Here is a 16,582-nt window from a genome sequence, read left to right as displayed (position 1 = left end):
TCATTAATGCAGTTAAAAGTATTTTTTTCATATGCCGCCCCTTCTTCCCTAACTCTTTATTATTTAGATGCAAGATCTGTACTAAATTTCAAACTAATTTTTAATTAGCGTTAGTTTGGATAACGTCTGCTTATTACTTCGATTCGCTTGGGCCGAGAATCGACTTTAGTTGCATCTTGAAGCCTTGGCATGAACTTAAAGTCCTGTGCCAAACTTAGAAACGTCGCTTCTCCACTCCTCTTAAGCTCGAACGGATCGAGGTAGAGACTGAATTAAAAAGATTTCTTATCCAAAACTTACGTTAAATTACTATTTTGAGCAGATACAAAATAAGTTTAGTACCAATATAGTTGTTTTTGCCAGCAATTTGTGTTTAAAAAGCAGTAATAAAGTAAATTTAATGGATAATTAATTTTTTAAAATACTTACCTTTTTTTGTTCGCACTCATGAAAAAAGAGATTCATTTCATTATAAAGACATTTCAAATTTTGGATTTCATGACATCCTGATCTCGTTGTATGCTTCAACTTTTTATATCGTTTAATAAAGACTTTATACTCGCTTTGCTCAAACTCATCCAAATCATCAACCGCTTTAAATTGTTCGACTAAATTGTTCAATTTGTTTTTTAATTTTCCAATTTGTCCTTCCTATCCAAATAAATTATTTCTGACTGTGATTAGGATTTAAGTAACAAATAAAGGAAAATAAATATCAATGGCACTAAAGTAATTAATCCGATTAAATTAATGCCAGGAAACGATGAATCAAATGATGTACGCAGCTTAGTATTGGTAAATCTATAGGAAGGGGGGTACTAAAGTTACTCACATTATTGGCAAAAAACTGCGTAGTTACCTGAGGAGGAGAAAATTGTGGTGATGATGATTTAGTAGAAAATTCTGATTGTTCGGGTTTACGCGGTGCTGCAATCCCTTTAACTTCAGAATGTATTTTAATCCAATAATACATAGCATCCATTAACGTATTTAATTCATGCGTTTGTTCCGCCAAAATAGCAAAATTTGTTTTTTTGTCGGTTTTTTTAGATGAACAATAATTTGATTAACCCCTTTTTGCAAAGCCTGGTTTGTTTTAGCAAGATCTGAAGTACTTGAAGGAAATTGCGCTTTTTTTCTTTACTCATGTTTCACTCCCTGAGACATGCAGCTTAAAATTTACACAAAAAACAACTTAAAGGGTATTTTAAAAATGCGCGTACAGCGCAAATGGGATTTTCCTGACTAAAACCCCAATGATGAGTTTACTGAATTAAATCAGCAACACTGTATCTCTCATTCGCTACAATTTTTGCAATAAGTGAATTAATCTCAATCCCCATTTGTTTTTTACATTCTATTGTAAGCGGCCCATTGATCGAAAGTAAGTATTCATCTTGCTGATTTTTCGAAAAATACACCCATAAGGTTTGATTACCTATAGGTCTATCCACACAATCAAAATGACCAGGAAATGAATAATCAAGATTGGCAAAACGCATCTCTGAAGATTTTTTAGTGAAGAAACTAGGAGTAACACTAAGAAGCACTCTCATCCTATCTGGTTGTTGCAGCGGTATCTGCAAATTAAATAGTTTATTCAGCTTAAATTTCATTAAAATACTTTTTTTATTAGCGAGCATACAACTTAAATACTCTAGATAATAATCAATAATCTTTGTAATTAGCTTGGTTTTTTTAAACTGCTTTCTTAGAAAAAGCTTATTCGATATAAATTCCCAGTACTGTCCCATTGATAATCGAACACCTTCTAATCCTTTATTTTTGATTAAATGGGGACAACTCTGATAAGAAGCCGTTTTTAGTAGTTCATCCTCAATACTATTGAGGAAATCAATAAATTGATATTCTTCATTTAAAACAGTATTTATTCTTTTATATTCTGAAAATAAACCGATAACATTTTTGTATAGACTGCCTACTCGACCACCATGAATTAAAGTGATCGGAATTTTATTTTGCTGACTGATCTTATAAAAAACAATGTGACATACTGCAATTAAACCCGTACTCACATTCATATTTTTTTCTTTATGCCAATTTATGAATTTTTTAACTGTTTGTGTATTAATGGAATAATGAAATAAATTCTTTGGCTGATTTGCTGCATCAGATAAATGATAATGCTTGCCGAAACTCAGCATTTTAAAACCCTTATTGTACTTCTGCCAAAAATCAATTTTAGCCTGTAGGTTTTTTTCATAATGATTATTGTTTAATTTAACATAATTTAAATAAGAACCACTTTTTGGTAGCGGTAGCAATTTTTTCCCAAGACTTAGCGCTTCATAACAGAGTTTGAATTCAGCAAATACAATTTCACAAGAGGTATCATCAACAATAATATGAGGAATAACCAGGTGTAGTTCATGTAAGTCATTATTTATTTTATAAAGATATACTCGAATCAACGGTTGCTGAGTTAACGGAATCAGATTCCTCATATTTGTCTGAAATTCTGTTTTAAGCACGCTTTCTGTTTTACTACTTAAAGAAATATCGGTATAGATTAGTTTAAATTGACCTTGTTTATTTACTCTTTGTGTGGGTATTTCTTCATTAAAATTTATCCAAAACGCGGTGTTGTGCGTTATTACATAATCTAAAGCTTGAGCGACATAATCTTTATTGAGCTTGCCATGCAGCTGTATTTGCATTCCAATATTAAAACTGCTCTCCAATTTATTGAGTACCCAAAACATATATTGAAAATCACATACAGCGATCTCTTCAGGAATTGAAATTTTAGCAGGCTCAGTCTGTATTAGAGGCACATCAATGAGGATAGTGGATAATTCATCAACAATACTTCTGGAAATCTTATCAATAGTTGGATCATTAATAAAATATTCTATGGATAGGTTGAGGCTTGGGCAATTCAATTTATCATGAATTTGGTTACGAATATCTAAAGCCATCAAGGAGTCCAGACCCAATGAGAACAACCCAGCTTGAGTAGTTAGATGATTTATATCATCTAACTCTAAAATATGCGCAACAATTTCGCCTAACGTCTGATTCAATAACACCACTCGCTCTTCTTTGCTTGCTTGGCGAAGAGCGTTTAAAAAAACAGGATCTTGTGGGCCCTCATTCTTAATTAGTTCCGATAAATATGCTTGTTTTGGTACATAGTTAAAATAAAGCTCCCATTGAATAGGACATAGCGCTATTTGTGGCAGCTTACTTGATAATAAAACATCAAGAATATTGATATTGTCTTTATCCAATAGCATAAAGCCATGTTGTTGCATTACTTGTGTCAGTTTTGCTGTCATCCCTATTGAGTTAAAAGGTCCCCAATTAATTGCAAGTGCAGGTAATCCCTCTTCGCATCGCAGGTGTGCCAGTCCATCCAAAAATCCATTAGCAGCCACGTAATTTGCCTGCCCTCTAGCGCCTAACAAAGAGGCCGAGGAGGAAAATAAGACAAACATATTCAAAGGAATATGTTTAGTTAATTGATGTAAAATCAACGCACTTTCCATTTTCGCATTCAATACACTGTTCATCTCTTTATCATTAAGGTTAACAATTAATCCGTCTTGCACGATACCAGCAAGATGAAATACACCTTTCAAAGGTTTAGAACGGTCATTAATCTCTTCAATTATTCGTTCCATTTGCTGATAATTACTGGCGTCAACCTCATAATGCGTGATGACTATCTCTTTTAGTCTTGAACTCTCAATGAGTGCCTTTGTATCTTTAGAACATGCAGAGCGACTGGTAATTACAATCTGTTTCACTCCCCTATCGATAAGGTATTCAATTAATAATTTTGCCAGCGCGCCCGTACCACCTGTAATTAAATAACTTGCATCTTGACTAAATAACTTTTCTTTTGGCGTCAAATTGATAGGTAATTTTTTTTTCTTCAATCGGGGGATGTACAAGGAACCTCTAACCGCTAATTTGTTTTCAGTATTATTGGTGTAATATATATATTTTAAAGCAGCAGTTATGACGCTATTCGCATCCAAATCAATTGTGTAATTTCTTGTAAATTCCAACTCATTTCTAAAACTATTCCAAAAAGAACTGGCCATTGTATGATAAGGATTTACTCGGTCATGTTCGCTAATTGCATATGCATTTTCTGTAATTAATATAAAACTTTTAGGGCGTGATTTGAACATTCTTTGGCAGAAATGAAAGAGCTCATTAAATTGCTCTTGTTCATAAAGGAAGAGAATATCTTTATTCTCCAGAGACTCTAACTTACTTGGATCGGGTATGAATTGATAATTTAGAGTACCTAATAATTTTCTTACTCTAACTTCATTCGCTGCAATCACCCAAAGCTCAGGCAATTCCACCTGAGTAGATAGTTTAGGCCGAATCATAGTCCACTTGGTAAGGTAGAGGTGTTGCATGCTGGATTCATACGAAATAAAAGTACTGCGGTTAACTTTTCTTAGCTTAAGTTCTTCGATCTCTGCGATTAACAAACCTGTGTTGTTATACATTTTAATGTCAATACACAGCTCATTCTCATTAGCATCATGACGTCTGGTTAAATGTACCCAAAAATTTCTTGGCGCTTGCTGATAGGTGATCATGCGCGCCATTGCATAGGGTATATAAGTAGTATTCTCTGCATCATTCATACCAAGTAATAAGATACTTTGCATTGCTCCATCAAGTGTTACCGGATGATAAAAATAGTCTTGGGCATGAGTGGCTTTAGTTAACACAACTTGAGACAATACATTGTCTGCTTTAATATAAACCTCATGAAGAACCTGAAATTCCTCACCATACACTAAAGAGCGTTTTTTAAAGTGTTCATACACTTGTGATAGGTCAATGCGCTTATTAAAAAATGATTTTAGAACATTTAGATTGAGTGATTCAGGTACTCCTGATAAAGGGATGCAATGAATTTTCATTTCAGAAAATGTTTGCCAGTTATCGTCACATTTTGCAAAAACAGTTATCTTATATTTACCGTCATTGTTTGGTTTTACCTGGAGCTGAAATTCCTGACCTTGTTTTGGATATAGAGGACGCTCAATAATAAATTTTTCTAGACAAACTGTATTACTCTTCAATATAATCCTAGCAATTGCCAAGCCCGCTTCAATATATGCTGCTCCAGGAAAAACCACTTTATCAAACACACAGTGCTGTTTAATATAATTTAGATTCTGCAAATCCAATTGATGTGTAAATAAATACTCATTATTTGGCATTGAAAACATCTGTCCTAAAAGTGGATGAACTGCATCAACTTGTACTTTATTCTCGCTTTTTTTATCGGGCCAAAATTCATGAAGATCAAAGATATAATTAGGTAAGGTTACTTTTCTAAATTTATTCTCAGACATTTTATAGTATGAAGTCCAATCAACGTTTTTAACCAGCAAATAGTCTTTAAGTAATGACTTAAATGGAAACTTACTCGATAAATCAAGTGTATTTTTTTCCCCATGCGATGAAGCAAATTGATGTGTTGCTAATAATTGACTGGCCTTAGCAGAACATTCAGCAATAAGTGCTAAACGGTAGGGATAATGCGCTCGACAGGTAGCAGCTGTAAAACAGATAGTACCAAAATCATCTTGGGTAGTTTCTAAATAGTGCTGATAGCTTTTTGTTAAATGATCCAAAGCTGTCTGAGATTTTGCAGATAAAACCAGCATCTGCATTTGCCTTTGTTTTATTTGCTGTTGATTTGTCTCTCCAGCGAATTCCTGCAAGATGATGTGTGCATTGGTGCCGCTGAAACCAAATGCATTAACGCCAGCACATTTAAGTTTTTTTTCTGTATACCAATCCATCGTTTGCAAGGCAATACGCGTATTATTTAATTTAATATTTGGATTTAATTTATGAAAATTTAAATGCTTATAAATTTTCTTTTTTTGTAAAGCAATGACCGTTTTAATAACACTAACAACACCTGAAGCACTTTCAAGGTGACCAATATTGGTTTTAACCGCCCCTAGATAAAGTGGATTACCTTTGTCACGCTGCGTTCCATAAACATTATTAATGGCATTAACTTCGATGGGATCACCTAGTGGTGTTCCTGTTCCGTGGGCCTCGATGTAACTGATATCACTGCTGTGCAAATCCGTTTGACTTAATGCGCTCAACATTACATTTTCCTGACTTTTACCATTAGGAACGATTAAACCTGCCGACTTACCGTCATTATTAACTGATGAAGCCTTGATAACTGCTAAAATTGTATCTTGATCACGCAATGCATCTGACAATCGTTTCAACATAACGATTCCACACCCTTCAGCGCGCGCGTACCCGTCCGCTTGTTCATCAAAGGTTTTGCATTGCCCCTCAGGCGAAAGTGCTTTGGCTTTACATAAAGTAATATTGGATTCTGGTCGTAACAGAATATTTACCCCTCCAGCGAGGGCATAATCAATTTCATGATTTTTTAAACTTTGGCAAGCATAATGAATGGCGACCAGTGATGAAGAGCATGCAGTATCCATACTTAATGCTGGTCCTTTAAAATCAAAGGTGTAAGCAACTCGTCCGGGTATCAGATTCAATACGTTGCCAGTAATGGAATACACACTCAATTCTTCATTAGAAAAACCTGATTTTTCTAATTGCGCATAATACTCATTAGGCCCCACTCCTGCAAAAACACCCGTTAAACTGCCACGCAATGAATCAGGAGTATAGTTTGCATTTTCCAAAGCCTTATAAGAACATTCCAAGAAAATTCGCTGTTGAGGTTCTAATAATTTTGCTTCACGCGGACTAATACCGAAAAAATTGGCATCAAAACATTGAATGTTTTCAATTAATCCCAGTTTATTAACATAAGATTTTCCTGGTGCATCCCTATTGGCATCATAGTATTTACTATTATCCCAACGCTCGATAGGAATATCGCTAACACCATTTAACCCTTGTTCAAGCATGATTTCAAAGGCAGAAATATCTGGAGCCTTAGGTAACGAACAACTCATACCGATAATCGCAATAGCATCATCTTCTTGCTTTGATACTGCATGCATTGCTGAATTACTAATTAATTTTGTATCAAGCTCTGATGCAATGTAATGCGCCAATTTATTAATTGTTGGGTAATCAAAACCAATATTGACCGCTACTTTAAGTGATGGGTCCAACATTTTCTTCAGCTTGGCTGCCATTTCTGTCATCATAAGTGAATCAAAACCAAGCTCAAAAAATCCTTCATTTTCATCTAAATCGGATAACTCTAAGATGTCCTTGCATAGATCACGTACCATATTGATGCACGCTTCAATTCGTTTATCAGGGCTAAGCCCGAGATAAGCATTGAGCCAAGGCGATAAATTATTGGTATCCTTAGGATGCATGCTTGCGACATTCAGACTGTCAAGCAAATTTTTATAAAATAAAGGCAGTGGTTTAGGTACAAAATCCAGCATGAAATTAAGGTATTCGGGTGAGATAATGGTGACATAACTCAACTCATTACCGATAAGTGTTTTAATAAAAGACTGGCCTTGTGCATTCGTTATTAAGGCCTGCTTTAAACTGTGTCCCTGAGATCGGTCTTTAGCCATTCCTACTTCACCCCAGGGTCCCCATTGAATGGATGTACCAACTAGTTCCAAACGTTGCCGTTCAGCAATCAATGCATCGAGAAAACTATTCGTAGCGCTGTAAACTGCTTCTTTATTGCTTCCAAATACGGAGGCAATCGAAGAATAGACAATAAAAAAGTCCAAATCATAATGTTGACTAAGCTCATGCAGATACCACCCGCCTTTAACTTTTGCAGAAAATACATAATCTACATCATCATCCTCATGTTCAAGCAATGGGGCTTTAATGCCTGCTCCTGCGGCATGAATAATTCCTTTTAACTGTCCATCAGCATTGATCTCTGTTAGCAAATGACGTAGCTTTTCTTTATCAGTACTATCCATACTGATCGCACGAATAATTCTACCGGTATAGTTAGCTTGCATTTTTTTAATGGCATCATTGATTGCTGGCTTATCAACATTTCTTGCGGTAAGAATTAACTCTCTTGCCCCAGCGGATAATAATGCTTGTGCTGTCACTAAACCTAAACCACCACATCCTCCAGTAATCAAATAACGGCCTTCACCAGATAAAAAAAACTTTTTATCTGCCAAAGGAGTTTTCTTTAAACGAGCAACCCATCGTTTCTCTTCACGATAAGCAATCATATGTTCATAATTTTGGCCATGGTTATAATTGATTTCATCAACTATGTGCCCTAAATTGTTTGGTGTATCCTTTTTATCCAAATCAATAAGAATGGTTCTAAATTGTGGTAGTTCTAAAACAAGAGTTTTACAAAAACCGACAAGCGGACTATTATTTAAATTAAGTTCACCCACAGCAAGCTCAGCGATTGCATTATTAGTGAGCACAATTAGATGTGGTTCTACGGCTTGACTCGTTAATTTTTTAACCAAATCCAGTAATTTTTTTATGAGTTGTTTTTGAATTTCAAAATGTACCTCAATATCGCTTGATGACGTTGAATCTAAAGCAACAGCAAAAATAATTCCTTCAAGTTTGGCTAACGAATAATCTTCATCTTCAAAAATAATATTCAATCCCAGTTCTTTAAAGCCAGCGGCTTGTGACCTAGCACCAATGAGTAACCAATTATTGCCCTGCATTTTTCGATTATTTTTATCATAGATTTGATGCTCCCATTGCAATTGAAAACACCAATCTTGGGGCAAAGGAGCATCTTTTAGTTTATCTTTCTCTGCAAACCAGTGCTCTTGATGTACAAACTCGTAAAGTGGCAATGTAACTTTTTCAAACCGAGTCCGCAAAGAAGCATAAAAATCAGACCAAGGCACAAAGAATCCAAGTTCATAAGCCGCTTGCATTTGTTCCAAAGTACTTAATCGCTGAGATGTTTTATGTGCCTTTTTAATTTGATAAATGGTGTACTTTTTCCTTTCAATTAGTGCTGCAGCCTCTTTGGTATTATTCGCTTTAATTGCAACTCGAAATAAAAAATGATCCCGACACGTTGCTGCGGTATAGGCTATATCCGCAAATTCATAGTGCGTAGTTGTTAAATAATTCTGATAAGTGGTAAGCAGTAATTCAAGGGAAACTTTGCTTTTTGCTGACAGTACTAAAAGTGATTGCCGCGGCAACGTACGCGCTTCTTTTTTTACAGAAGGCGCTTCTTGCAATATAATATGAGCATTAGCGCCACTAAACCCAAATGAGCTAATGCCTGCACATCGTAAATTATGTTCTTTAGACCAATCCATAGTGCTTAAAGGAATAACCGTATTGACTAATTCAATCTTTGGATTAAGTTTTTTGAAATTAAGATGTTTAAATAATTTATGGTGTTGTAAACTCAAAACCGCTTTGATAACACTAGCTACCCCTGAAGCACTTTCTGCATGTCCAATATTTGTTTTTACTGAACTCATGTAGAGTGGATTTTCTTTACTGTGAGATTCAGCAAAAATTTTCATCAACGTATTTGCTTCGATAGGATCACCCAATGGAGTCCCAGTAGCATGCGCTTCGATGTAGTCAATATCCTCGGGTACAAGTTTTGCCTTCGCTAAAGCGCTCCGAATCACCTCCTCTTGCGCCGTGCCATTAGGTATAGTAAAACCACCTGTTTTACCATCACTATTGATTGAACTTCCTTTGATCACAGCCAAAATATTATTCTTATCATCAAGCGCATCACTTAAGCGTTTTAAAACAAGCACACCACACCCTTCACTTCGTGCATAACCATCAGCATCTTCACTGAAAGACTTACAACGACTGTCAGGAGATAACATTCTGGCTTTTGACAGCGTGATATTAGAATCAGGGGTCAATAATATATTTACCCCTCCAGCAAGAGCCATATTGCAATCACCTGATTGCAAGCTTAGGCACGCATTATGAATAGCGGTCATTGATGAGGAGCATGCGGTATCAATTGCTTGTATAGGACCATGAAAATCAAACGAATAAGCAACACGACCTGGGATAGCGTTTAACACATTTCCCGTAGCAAAATAAATATTAAGATCATCTAAATTGCTACCCAGACTCATGAGTAAACGCGGATATTCATTGGTGCCACAGCCCACAAAAACCCCTGTATTACTGTCTTGAATCGTAGTAAGAGGCAGATTGGCATTTTCAAGTGCGTGATAGCTTTCTTCCATGAAAATACGTAACTGCGGCGACATAAGCTTGGCCTCTCGCGGGCTGATGTTAAAAAATTCGGCATCAAAATTTCTTACATTTTCAATTAAACCCAATTGTTTTATATAAAGTCGCCCTATGGCATTCACGTCAGAATCATAAAATTTTTCATTATCCCAACGGTCTAAAGGAATATCGATCATGCCACTTGTACCCTGTTCCAATAAAGATAAAAAAGCATCAATATTCGGTGCTTGTGGATAACGACAGCTCATACCAATAATCGCAATCGGCTCATCATTTAGAATATTAATTGATGGTTGTCTAAAGACTGGTGTAGGCATCATCACCTGGTGTAAATGCCGTGCCAATTTATCCAGAGTTAAAAAAGAGGAAGACGACATTTTATAACGATGCGCAAATAAATCATAAAGAAGCTGATCCAACTCTTCCAATAAAGGTTGTGTTAGTCCTAAAGAGTCAAAATCCTGATGTTCATTAATGCTGTCTTTTTTTAAAAGAATTTGCATTTGTTCGCCAATTTTGGCTTTGATCGTTCCTAGTTGTTCTTCAGGAGACTGTAAATACAAGTGATTCAACCAATGGAGATCGAGAGTATTTACTCTTGATTCATGCCAATAGGATTGTCTATCAAAATAATACAATGGCAAATTAACTGGCGTATATTCCACATTATCAACTTCTAATTGGATTTGGTCTCCTTCTAAATAAGATGTATAAATTAAATTGGCATCATGGGTTATTTTTTTAATTTCTTTTTTACGCTCTACTTTTTTCCATATAAAGTCTTCAGATTCAATTTTTTTAATTAATGTCTCTTTATCATCAGCAATGATGGCACACCGAAATTTAAAATGATCACGACAATTAATTAAGGTATAACAAATATCCTGCAAACATGCAGTCGATGCCTGCAAATAATGCACAAAATTTGTCAGCATCTGCTTTAATGAGTACTCACTCTTTGCTGAAAGGACAAAACATTGAGCCTCCTTACACTTTGAATTGGTTACATTAAATGCTTGCTCGGGCGCCTCTTCAATAACGGTACTCACATTGGTACCCGTAAAACCAAAATTAGAGATTTGTACATACCTTTTTTTATCTTTCTGTTTACTAAAAGCAGTTGTCTTAATGGGTAACAGTGCCGGAATAGTCTCTGGATGAATTGAACGACCGGGTGTTGAATAATGTAAATTAGGCGGAATCATTTCATGTGTTAATGCACCCACCGCTTTAATAAGTGAGGCAATACCGGATGAAGAAATACTATGACCAAGATTACTTTTTAAGGCACCAATAACCAAAGGCTTCTCTTGGGAATGATGTCCCTGGTGGATTTGTTGGATGGCTTTAAATTCAACTGAATCCCCCACGACTGTACCTGTTCCATGAGTTTCGATATAATTAATATCACTCGCCGTCAAATTAGCTTCATCCAATACAGCTTGATGCAAGGTACATTGCGCTTTGAGGTTAGGCGCTACTAAAAGCGTTCCATCATTGCCATCTTGGTTCATAACAATGCTTTTTACTACCGCATAAATAGTATTTTTATCCTTAATCGCATCGCTTAAACGCTTAACAAGAATTACCCCACAGCCTTCACTACGTACATAACCATCTGCATGTGCATCAAAGCTACTGCATTTATCACTAGGAGATAACATGTGCGCTTTAGTTACCCCGATAAAACTTTCTGGACACAGGCTTAAATGAACACCACCGACAAAAGCCATGGAACATTGCTTATTTCTTAGAGCGGTTACCGCCAGATAAAGTGCGGCAAGTGAGGAAGAGCAGGCTGTATCCACAACCATACTTGGCCCTTTTAAATTGAGAAAGTGGCTCAATCTTCCAGCTGCCGCACTAGCGGCGGAACCTAACACAGTGTAGGCATTAAATTCTATATTATCTTTATAATTTAACTGACCATAATCTTGGGTGGAAGCTCCACAAAACACACCCGTGTTTGAATCATTTAAGGAGTCAAGCGTTATATTCGCGTGATTTAAAGCACGAATAGCGACCTCTAAAAAAAGACGGTGTTGTGGATCCATTTGCTTTGCTTCAATGGAGGATATTTTAAAAAAATTTGCATCAAATAAATGAGGATCGTTTAAAAATCCACCCTTCTTACCAATTATTTTGTCCGCTTTCTCTCTGTCCACATCATAATATTCGTCAATATTCCAGCGATTTTTAGGTACTTCTTTAATGGAAGTTTGTCCTTGCAGCAACATCTCATAAAATGCGCCAACATCTTCAATGTCTAAATGAATGCCAGGAAATTGACAATTCATCCCAATGATTGCTATGGGTTCATTCATAAGATCATTTCGATTATTTTGCTGGTTTTTTTTTACCACGTATCATGCTCCCAAATATGAACTGACTCTGGAGATTATGTTCACACAAAAAATTAACATAACAATAATAGAAAAAGTTCGCAATGAGAGGATCACTCATTAAAGATTTTTACGAAAAACCAAGAATGATTATTCAAGAGTGTTTGATTTAATTTACTTTAAATTTTGATGTTATTACCCATAACTTAGTTACTCTGCATCCATTCCCTTCATTATATTTGTCTCTCTTATCGATTCAGTTAATGTACTATAGTTTATATAGTTGTAGATCATATTTTCAAGGCTGGATGTATGAAAAAAATAGGATTATTTATTAGCCTTATTGTAATGACACTTATTATGACGAGTTGCGCGGAAACTTATTCAGGCTATACCACACACTATGTTTTTTATAGTATGGAATCAATAGGAAGACCCAATGTTTCTAAAGAACAACAAAAAGAAACGGATCGAAGGGAGATTCTACGCGAAAAACTTTCTGACATGCCAATTGATAACTCAGGCGTGTGGTAGATTAAAAAATTGCACTTGGACTAATATTGCAGTTGAGAGTCAATACTCTTTCCTTACCAAAGAAAAAGAGATTTACAGGTTTTTACGCTCTGCTTTTTCTGAATTATTAACTATCCCAATATCGTCATTTGCTTTTTTTCTTAAATGATGTTCTTTAGTGACCTTTTTCACCGCAGTAGCCTGCACACGAGGAGATGTTTTAGTCTTTTTTTTCTCATCAGTTCGCTGAGAGCGTTGAGTGTCTTTCGCAACTCGTCCAAATTCAAGCAGCGAAGTTTGTGGTATTGCCCTATAATTTTGCTCCAGAATATCATAGGAAACAATTAACATCGATTTTTCCATAATACTATACGCTTCTTGCCAGTAATCCAGCATATGGTGACCGTTTTGTATCCATGCATCAACGTTCATTTCTAATAATTTTTCAGGATTATGAATATTTAACCAATCAGAAAGATGAATATAAGATAAATTTTGCAAAGTTCTCATATTCAATGCCATTAGTTCATGAATGGGTTTTTCTAAAGAATAATAATTTTTTTGATTTAAATTAAAGTACATATTAATCTCCTTGCATTATATATACCGCCTAAATGCAACATTTCAGATAATTATTATTTTTTTGCGGGTTTCATGATGATTTTTTTTCATTTATTTAATTATAGCATAGTTAAATTCCTTCTCTCAGAAAACATACTTTTCCGCAAATTTTTATAGAATTTATCTTACAAAAAAGAGAGGGGCTAATAGCATGTAATCAAGAACACAATTCAAAAGTAGATTAAAAAGTTAATGCTTTAAGCCATATGACTTGGCGAAAATATTGGGAACTGCTCATTGAACTCAAAATTAATCCTTACAGCTAACCTAAAAGATTTTCCTGTAGACTACTTATCAATGTTTAACATTAAGGGGATTGCGCAAAAAAATAAGGAATGTTTTTTAAGTACGATTAAAGTCATCAAAAATTAAGAAAGCCACCCCAAACGCTTGAGCAGTATATAGCAACTTTAAATGATAAATGTCATTTAAATAAAATCGCATTTTTTTATTAATCAAAATAAAATATCTCTTATTTAGCCAGAAAGCAGTTGCAATAGGAGTATTAAATCAGTTCTGATTATTAAGTGATCCGGCTTTCATAATGAGATTAAGCAGGTGCGCCACGTGTTAATAACAAAATAAGAAGAATAATTAAGATTAAACCCACACCACCACTAGGATAATATCCCCATCCACTACTGTAAGGCCAAGCAGGTAAGACAGCTAATAAAACCACAATTAAAATTAATAGTGTAAGTAAGTTCATCAGTAATTCCTTTTATGAGTTAAGTTTATTAATCATTTAATTACTTCTTGGTAATATTAACATCACATAAATTAAAACTCAGAGAAAATAACCTCTCTGAGTTTTAATAATTTTTTTAATGAGCTGGGCCGTTGCCACCACCATTATCAGAACCCACATGACTACTTCCGGTATTATCCATTCCATCATTTGTTGCAGGGGCAGGATTGGGATTTACATTTGGATTTGTGCTCTGACCATTATTAACACCAGTATCATTATTAACTCCTGAACCAGTGCCATTATCCGTATCTGTAGTTCCAGTGCTATTTCCTGTATTGACACCAGTACTTCCAGTGCCAGAGTCACCAGCACCTACCGCATATGTAGAAGAAAAAATTACCATTGACGCTAAAAGCAAAATTAATTTTTTCATGACTTCTCCTTAGCTTATTTTTTACCCACTCTAAACTATGTCTCTTTATACTAATAGAACAATAAAGAAGGTTATGCAACTTTTCACAAAACGGTTTTTTTTCTAAATAAGATGGAAATAATAAGCTAAATACTACTAGATTAAGGGTATATTTTAAAAAAAACATAACCACACGTTAACCTAAAAATAAATTATTTAAGCATTTAATTTTAGAAAATAATGGGTTTTTTATGATAAATTTCAAACAAAAACTCGAACTTTTGGCAAAGAACTTCAATTTAAAAAGCGGATAGCGAAGAGTCGACATCGTTAATCCTGTTATTGAATATCAAGAAAATAAAACATTATGATTTAAATATACACCAATTTTTCTTATTAATGATTCAAAGAGCTCATTATCAAAGGTGAAGCACCGACACGAATACAATACCATCGTTATGAAAAAGGCTGTCCTTTACATCCGTTAATTCAAACTAAACCTCATGTGGCCTTTATAGTGAGTAGCATTGACAAAGCAATAAAAGGAAAAAATGTTATTCTTAAACCCTACTATCCTTTCGCAAAATTTCGTGTGGCAATGATTGAAGAAAATGGCTTTCCAGTTGAGTTCATAGAAACTAGTTTGTATGAAAATGAAATATGGAATGATTCCTTACATAAAAACTCGGTTATTTATCCTGATAAAAAGTGATTTAACTGATGAATAAACTAAGAATCACTAAATTTTTTCTCATGTCTTTTTATTTGTGATACTGGAATCATAGTTTCTATTCCTTGTCCATCTTTTCGCTGATCACCTTTCCAGGCATGTCCATAAACCACTTCATAGGTAAGAGGATATTTGCCATTCTCCGTTTGCATACTTAAGTAGTTCTGCTCGAATTGTTTCCAGGAATTTTTTCCGGTTAGACCTTGATTTCGCGCTGAATTAATATTTTTTACCCCTTGAGCTTTTAAAGATTTTAATAACTTATCTAAGGTTTGATAATGAACTGCTAATAACTCCATATCCATTACGGGTTCTAAAAAATGTTCTGACATCAGATAATCCCCAACATCATGCATATCAGGAAATTCATTTACGTGCGCATAATCATTTATTACAGACCACGCACTTTTTAACTCCTTAAAGGTATCAGGCCCTAAAGTGGTAAACATTAAACAACCATTTGTTCTCATCACTCGATTTAACTCGCGAAAAATATGAGGCAATGAATCACCCCAATGAATTACTTGATTCGCAAAAACTAAATCAAAAGTTCCCGTTGCAAAGGGCAGATGCCTCATATCAGCAGCGACTAAAGACCATGTATGCCACCAGCTGTATTTTTTTCGCGCCTGTACTAACATCAGCTCCGCCAAATCCAGACCAACAATTTGAGCCTTAGGGTACATTTGTGCCAACTTACGTGAAAAAAATCCCGGACCACAACCTAAATCAAGTATTCGTTGTGGTGACATTTTCAAATAATGCAAACGTTCCAACAAACGTGTACCGATTTCTTGCTGTACCTTAGCGACAAACTCATATTCTGTGGCATGTTGGTTAAATGCCTTGCTAATTTCGTGTGTAAGAGTCATCATAACAACCAGGAAAAATTAGGGAGTCCAACGTTTTTGCGTCAGAAGCTATTTATTGTAACACAGAGTTTGCGTTTACCTTCAATATGCATACTTTGCAATCAATTTCATAAGGGAAGTCTTGCAGTTTGTAAGCCGTGTATTAAGTTTATGCCCCAATTAGGATCGGCTTGCCAACATTGCGCCCTACCTTTACCCACTACCACTTACTTAGTATGTGGG

At 35.2% G+C, this 16,582-nt stretch carries 9 protein-coding genes; 3 read left to right on the top strand and 6 right to left on the bottom strand.

The window, feature by feature from the left end:
* Positions 1-742: 742 nt before the first annotated feature.
* Together WA877_RS09765 and WA877_RS09760 are read right to left on the bottom strand one after the other, a co-directional pair.
* Positions 743-1,015 (bottom strand): hypothetical protein, encoded by a 273-nt coding sequence (locus WA877_RS09765; RefSeq protein ID WP_425170730.1) that lies wholly within the window; start codon positions 1,013-1,015, stop codon positions 743-745.
* A 250-nt stretch (positions 1,016-1,265) separates the two neighbouring features.
* A complete protein-coding gene (locus WA877_RS09760; RefSeq protein ID WP_425170729.1) occupies positions 1,266-12,542 on the bottom strand; it encodes an SDR family NAD(P)-dependent oxidoreductase in 11,277 nt (3,758 codons plus the stop codon).
* Between the two features lie 339 nt (positions 12,543-12,881).
* Between WA877_RS09760 and WA877_RS09755 the strand changes: the two genes are divergently transcribed.
* Positions 12,882-13,055: a hypothetical protein gene (locus tag WA877_RS09755; protein WP_425170728.1), complete on the top strand. Its 174-nt coding sequence runs from the start codon at positions 12,882-12,884 to the stop codon at positions 13,053-13,055.
* A gap of 72 nt (positions 13,056-13,127) precedes the next feature.
* On the opposite strand, the gene WA877_RS09750 is transcribed toward WA877_RS09755, so the two are convergent.
* From WA877_RS09750 to WA877_RS09740, 3 genes are all read right to left on the bottom strand, one after another.
* Positions 13,128-13,616, bottom strand: coding sequence for a hypothetical protein (locus tag WA877_RS09750; protein WP_425170727.1), 489 nt, complete (start codon positions 13,614-13,616; stop codon positions 13,128-13,130).
* Between the two features lie 589 nt (positions 13,617-14,205).
* Entirely contained in the window at positions 14,206-14,364 is a 159-nt protein-coding gene (locus tag WA877_RS09745) for a DUF3309 family protein (protein WP_425170726.1), read from the bottom strand.
* A gap of 115 nt (positions 14,365-14,479) precedes the next feature.
* Positions 14,480-14,779 carry a hypothetical protein gene (locus WA877_RS09740; protein ID WP_425170725.1) on the bottom strand — a complete coding sequence of 100 codons (300 nt, stop codon included), beginning with the start codon at positions 14,777-14,779 and terminating at the stop codon, positions 14,480-14,482.
* Positions 14,780-15,275: 496 nt separating this feature from the next.
* On the opposite strand from WA877_RS09740, the gene WA877_RS09735 reads away from it, so the two are divergent.
* A complete protein-coding gene (locus WA877_RS09735) occupies positions 15,276-15,470 on the top strand; it encodes a hypothetical protein (RefSeq protein ID WP_425170724.1) in 195 nt (64 codons plus the stop codon).
* A 17-nt stretch (positions 15,471-15,487) separates the two neighbouring features.
* Here the strand turns inward: WA877_RS09735 and bioC are convergent, their stop codons facing one another.
* Complete coding sequence (bioC, locus tag WA877_RS09730; protein WP_425170723.1) at positions 15,488-16,360, bottom strand: malonyl-ACP O-methyltransferase BioC; 873 nt, start codon at positions 16,358-16,360, stop codon at positions 15,488-15,490.
* On the opposite strand from bioC, the gene WA877_RS09725 reads away from it, so the two are divergent.
* Positions 16,250-16,582, top strand: a 333-nt coding sequence (locus tag WA877_RS09725) for a double zinc ribbon domain-containing protein (RefSeq protein WP_425170722.1), incomplete at its 3' end; no start/stop codon positions are given. The genes bioC and WA877_RS09725 overlap by 111 nt on opposite strands.

It is taken from the genome of Legionella sp. (genome assembly GCF_049790535.1).
Lineage (GTDB): Bacteria > Pseudomonadota > Gammaproteobacteria > Legionellales > Legionellaceae > Legionella.
The sequence above is the reverse complement of the archived record's forward strand: the minus strand, read 5'-3'. Positions and strand labels throughout refer to the sequence as shown.

Excerpts from the sequence above, each read along its gene's own strand:
- WA877_RS09740 (WP_425170725.1), bottom strand. The coding sequence starts at position 14,779 with ATGAAAAAATTAATTTTGCTTTTAGCGTCAATGGTAATTTTTTCTTCT.
- WA877_RS09750 (WP_425170727.1), bottom strand. The coding sequence starts at position 13,616 with ATGTACTTTAATTTAAATCAAAAAAATTATTATTCTTTAGAAAAACCC.
- bioC (WP_425170723.1), bottom strand. The coding sequence starts at position 16,360 with ATGACTCTTACACACGAAATTAGCAAGGCATTTAACCAACATGCCACA.
- WA877_RS09755 (WP_425170728.1), top strand. The coding sequence starts at position 12,882 with ATGACGAGTTGCGCGGAAACTTATTCAGGCTATACCACACACTATGTT.
- WA877_RS09745 (WP_425170726.1), bottom strand. The coding sequence starts at position 14,364 with ATGAACTTACTTACACTATTAATTTTAATTGTGGTTTTATTAGCTGTC.